Origin of the sequence: Edaphobacter sp. (genome assembly GCF_035763405.1) — a bacterium.
In the GTDB taxonomy this organism is placed as follows: Bacteria; Acidobacteriota; Terriglobia; order Terriglobales; family Acidobacteriaceae; genus Edaphobacter.
Genome location: NZ_DASUBE010000096.1, coordinates 1 through 4,758 on the forward strand (window position 1 = coordinate 1; position 4,758 = coordinate 4,758).

The 4,758-nt window shown below is 61.7% G+C and carries 7 protein-coding genes and 1 pseudogene; 1 reads left to right on the plus strand and 7 read right to left on the minus strand.

All coding sequences use genetic code 11. The features are described 5' to 3' along the window. The coding region (gene pgsA, locus VFU66_RS09815) for a CDP-diacylglycerol--glycerol-3-phosphate 3-phosphatidyltransferase (RefSeq protein WP_326446067.1) at nt 1-497 on the minus strand (497 nt) is incomplete at its 3' end. A gap of 183 nt (nt 498-680) precedes the next feature. On the opposite strand from pgsA, the gene VFU66_RS09820 reads away from it, so the two are divergent. Next, the gene (locus VFU66_RS09820) at nt 681-1,859 is read left to right on the plus strand and encodes an Ig-like domain-containing protein (RefSeq protein WP_326446068.1); all 1,179 of its coding nucleotides are present in this window, start codon (nt 681-683) and stop codon (nt 1,857-1,859) included. 4 nt (nt 1,860-1,863) lie between these two features. On the opposite strand, the gene VFU66_RS09825 is transcribed toward VFU66_RS09820, so the two are convergent. The 6 genes and pseudogenes from VFU66_RS09825 to VFU66_RS09850 form a co-directional block, all read right to left on the minus strand. Next, nucleotides 1,864-2,913, minus strand: coding sequence for an NAD(P)-dependent alcohol dehydrogenase (locus tag VFU66_RS09825; RefSeq protein ID WP_326446069.1), 1,050 nt, complete (start codon nt 2,911-2,913; stop codon nt 1,864-1,866). 60 nt (nt 2,914-2,973) lie between these two features. Next, nucleotides 2,974-3,513, minus strand: coding sequence for an adenine phosphoribosyltransferase (locus tag VFU66_RS09830; RefSeq protein WP_326446070.1), 540 nt, complete (start codon nt 3,511-3,513; stop codon nt 2,974-2,976). Nucleotides 3,514-3,520: 7 nt separating this feature from the next. Further along, the gene (locus VFU66_RS09835) at nt 3,521-3,802 is read right to left on the minus strand and encodes an acylphosphatase (protein WP_326446071.1); all 282 of its coding nucleotides are present in this window, start codon (nt 3,800-3,802) and stop codon (nt 3,521-3,523) included. Nucleotides 3,803-3,804: 2 nt separating this feature from the next. Next, complete coding sequence (locus tag VFU66_RS09840) at nt 3,805-4,203, minus strand: hypothetical protein (protein WP_326446072.1); 399 nt, start codon at nt 4,201-4,203, stop codon at nt 3,805-3,807. Continuing rightward, complete coding sequence (locus VFU66_RS09845; protein ID WP_326446073.1) at nt 4,182-4,595, minus strand: HEPN domain-containing protein; 414 nt, start codon at nt 4,593-4,595, stop codon at nt 4,182-4,184. Before VFU66_RS09845 ends, VFU66_RS09840 begins: the two co-directional genes overlap by 22 nt. Nucleotides 4,596-4,607: 12 nt before the next feature. After that, nucleotides 4,608-4,758 (minus strand): annotated as a pseudogene (locus VFU66_RS09850) (elongation factor P); the annotation flags it as partial.

Sequence of the window (4,758 nt, forward strand, 5' to 3'; positions counted from 1 at the left end):
CCGACGATGAAGCCGCCCCAGTTCCAGTAGTCCCACCGGTGCGCCAGGATCGCCGCCACCACCGCGACAATCTGGATGACCGTCTTGAGCTTGCCAATCTCGCTCGCCTCGATGGTGAAGCCTTCAGTCGCTGCAATCGAGCGCAGCCCCGAGACCAGAAACTCGCGTCCGATGACCAGCACCGCAATCCACGCAGGAACAACGCGCGGATTGTAGCCAACCAGAATGATGAACGCCGCCGAGACCATCAGCTTGTCGGCCAGCGGATCGAGCAGCATTCCCATCGTCGTAATCTGCCCGCGCTTGCGTGCCAGATAACCGTCAAGCCCGTCCGTAATGCTCGCCGCGATGAAGACAATCGAGGCGATAATCTCCTGCTCGCCGCCCCGCAGGCCCACCTGTCCGTGCCCCGTCCACGGAAAGACGGACGAGAGGATCCAGATAAGCAGCGGAACGCTGGCAATCCGGCTCATCGTAATGGAATTAGGCAGGTTCATCGCAGGAGGCGCACTGGCCGGGACTTGTGCCCGACATTAGCATTTTGCCACACCAGGGCAGCCCGAGGCGCGCCCGAGACCCAGCCCGGGAATAGAATCGAGCCCTGCCGGACGCCGCCCCTCTCGTTTTAGTAACCGCCGCCGATATAGAGACTGTCCGAAATCGGGCCACCGAGTATCTCTATGTCGAGCCGAGGTCTTCTAGTCAGGGCAGTCGCCGCGTCGCTTCTGGGTGCCATTCCCGGAGCCGCATTCGCTGCGGTCGTCTCCAGCAGCGTCGTGCTCACCATCACCTCGCCCGGCACCATCTACTTCGGCCAGAGCGTCGATGGCTACGCCAACGTCACTGCCAGCGACGGCACGACACCCACCGGCTCAATTACCTTCTACGACGGCACACAGGGCATCTGCACCATCCCGGTCACGCCGTCGGCAACCTGCCCTGCATCGACAGGAACCGGCTTCTCCGTCGGCAGCCACACCATCACCGCCGTCTACTCAGGAGACTCAACCCACGCGGGCGCGGCCTCGAACGCCGCGACCGTGACCGTGCTCCAGAACCCGACCGCGGTCAGCCTCGTCAGCTCTGCCAACCCAGCCGCCTCCGGCCAGCCGGTGACGCTCACCGCAACCGCCGCTGGATCCTACGCGATGCCGACCGGCACCGTGACCTTCCTCGACGGCACGAGCGTCCTGGGAACAGCAGTACTCAACTCGTCAGGAGTCGCCACCTTCAGCACCGCCTCGCTCAGCGCCGGAAGCCACAGCCTGACCGCGAGCTACGCAGGCGACTCCGGCTCCGAGGCCAGCGTCTCTCCCGCGCTGGCCGAGACGATCAACGCCGCTGTGATTCAACCGCAGGGAGGATTCACCATCGCCGTGACCGGGCCAGCCAGCATCGGCGTAGGCCGCAGCGTGAACCTGACCGTCACCGTCACGCCCGGCCAGAGCTTCGCGCAGCCGGTCGAGCTGTCCTGCGCCAACCTGCCTGCCGAATCCGCCTGCACCTTCGGCCAGCACACGATTCCAGCCGGAGGCGGAACGACGACACTCGCCATCAGCACCATCGCCCCGCACGACTGCGGCTCCTCGACGCCCTACTTTCTCGGCACCGGGCTGCCATTCGCGGGCGCAGTGCTGCTTCTTCCGTTCGGCAGACGGCGCAAATTCAGAGGGCTGCTGATCGCACTGATCGCTCTCTGCGGAATCGGCGGCCTGAGCGGCTGCGGAACCTGCACCGACCTCGGAACGCTGCCCGGCAGTTACTCCATCAAGGTGATTGGCACACCCGCAGGCGCGGGCGCGAATGCTCTCACCAGCGGCGCGGTGACAGCGACTGTTGCAATGAAGGTCACGCTGTAAGGCGCTAGCCCTTCGGCAGGGTGGCCATGTCGATGACGAAGCGATACTTCACATCGCCCTTGATGACGCGCTCGTAGGCTTCGGCCAATTTGGCGACCGGCATCAGTTCGATGTCGGAGACGATGTTGTGGTCCGCGCAGTAGTCGAGCATCTGCTGCGTCTCCGTCATGCCGCCGACCATCGACCCTGCCAGCGAGCGACGGTTCCTAAGAATGGCGAACGGCGCAACAGACAGCGGTGCCTCCGGCAGGCCGACCGAGCAGAGCGTGCCGTTGAGCGCCAGCAGATCCAGATAGCTGTTCATGTTGTGCGGCGCGGCCACGCAGTCGAGCACGAAGTCGAAGGTGCCGGCCTGCTTTGCCATCGCGTCGGGGTCCTTGCTGATGACGACCTCGTCAGCTCCGAGCTTCTTCGCGTCTGAGGCCTTGCTCTCCGACGTGGTGAACTGGACGACATGCGCGCCGAAGGAGTGCGCGAATTTGAGCGCCATGTGGCCCAGTCCGCCCAGTCCGACGATGCCGACCTTCTTGCCCGGACCCGCATTCCAGTGGCGCAGCGGCGAGTAGGTGGTAATGCCCGCGCAGAGCAGCGGGGCCACGGCAGCGAGGTTCAGCTTCGGCGAGATGGTGAAAGCGTACCGCTCATCGACGACGATGTTGTTCGCATAGCCGCCGTACATGATCTCGCCCTGGTAGTCGCGCGCGTTGTAGGTGCCGACCATGCCTTTGGTGCAGTAAGGCTCCATCGACGCTTTGCACGCCTCGCAGACGCGGCAGGTATCGACCATGACGCCCACGCCGACGAGATCGCCTTCTTTGAACTTCTTGACCCCGGAGCCAGCCTTGGCGACGCGCCCGACAATCTCGTGTCCGGGCACCATGGGATAGATGGAGCCGCCCCACTCGTCGCGCACCTGGTGGATGTCCGAGTGGCAGATGCCGCAGTAGGCAATTTCGATGACAACATCGTTCGGGCCGGGGTCGCGCCGCTCAAAGCTGAAGGGGACGAGGGGCGATTTCTTATCGTGCGCGGCGTAGCCGTGAGACTTCATCAAAGACTCCTGAACCTGGGTTAGACGTAGATTAGATGAAACGTAGAGGGTCTCCGATGCACTTCACTCGTCGTAGTGCAGCAGACTCAGAACATCGTACTCCTGAAACTTATCGCGTCCTTTCAGGAAGTCGAGTTCGATGGCGAAGCCGAGGCCGGCGATCTCGCCGCCTAGTTGGCGCACGAGTTGTACGGTCGCCTGCATGGTGCCTCCGGTGGCGAGCAGGTCATCGACGATGATGACGCGCTGGCCGGGCTGGATGGCGTCGAGGTGGACTTCAAGCGCGTCGGCGCCGTATTCGAGGTCGTAGTTCACGCGCGCCGTCTTCGCGGGCAGTTTCTTCGGCTTGCGCACCGGGACGAAGCCTGCATTGAGGCGATAGGCGAGCGCGGGGCCGAAGATGAAGCCGCGCGCCTCGATGCCGAGCACCAGGTCGATCTCTCGGCCGATGTAGTGCGCGGCCATGGCGTCGATCAACTGCGCGAAGCCGGTCTTGTCCTTGAGCAGCGTGGTGATGTCATAGAAGAGGATACCCGGCTTGGGGAAGTCCGGCACGGTGCGGATCAATGCTTTCAGCGGTTCGCAGTTAATGGGCAGACTCATCGGCTTTCTACCAGGCTCCTTCAATCTGAAATGGGCCGAGATCGGCGGCTTCGCTCTCGGCCAGTTCGTGTTCAATGAAGGCATCGACGCGGCTGCCGCGCGAGCCTTTGCGAAGTGCGTCCTTCAACTCGGCCAGGTCTTCCGGTCCGCCCGAGGCGACAACTTCGACGTGGCCGTCGTCGGTGTTGCGCACCCAGCCGCACAGGCTGAGTTCCGCGGCCTCCCGCTGCACAAACCAGCGGAAGCCGACGCCCTGCACGCGGCCTTTGACGAGATAATGGCAGACCATGGCTAAGCTGTTACACCCGGCATGCGGATAACGTAGGCATCGGAGATGAATCGGTTGCCAATCGTCTGCCCTCCCAGACGCACAACCGTTTTGGGTCCCACTTTTATATTGGTGCTAAATATCCTGCGAAGCTCTCGTATGAAAGGGTCTTTCGTCGGCAGCACCATGATTGTAGGCAAGGTGTATATAAATCGACCGTGAAGTGCCTCCGTTACCTGCTCGTAAGCCTTAAGCTGTCGGGTTTGATCGAGAGACGGCGACGAAAGAACAAATCTCCAATCGCCATACTCTGGAGACAGCATGAATAGCGCTACAATCTGCTTGATGTGGGCCGCATCGAGGGCCGCCAGAGCTTCACGCCCCGCAGTTACGTCAGGACTTACCAACGTTGTTTGATCCATGGCAGCACCCCATCCTTTCTCCTCATGATGGCGTCGAGGATTGCCTCTGCGTCATCCCGCTTCCAAGCAGAATAGCGGCTTTCTTCTGTCCACTTGCAGACCAAATCCCAGCCCGCAGAGAACTTGGAGTTTTCCTGTTCGGCCCGAGAGAGTTCATCGCTTAGCTTTGCTAGCCTCACAAGATCGCGAAATTTATGTGTAAAGACCTTCCCGGCACTATCCCTATCGGGAAAATCATATCGCTTTACCCCTTTCGAGAAACATGCCTTCAAGGCGCACTCTACCGCATATCCTGCTAAGTAGTAGGCGCCGCTATATTCTCCTGCGTCGAAGAGAATTTTTGCCTCTCGAATCCTGGCATGGGACAGCTTCTGCAAATCGGTACGATTCATTCGCAGAGTTCCTTACGCGCGGCTCATGTACGCGCCTTCGGCTGTGTCCACGCGGATCTTCTCGCCTTCGTTGATGAACGGCGGCACCTGGACGACGAGGCCGGTTTCGAGCTTCGCCGGTTTGGTGACGGACGATGCGGTGGCCGACTTGATGCCCGGCTCG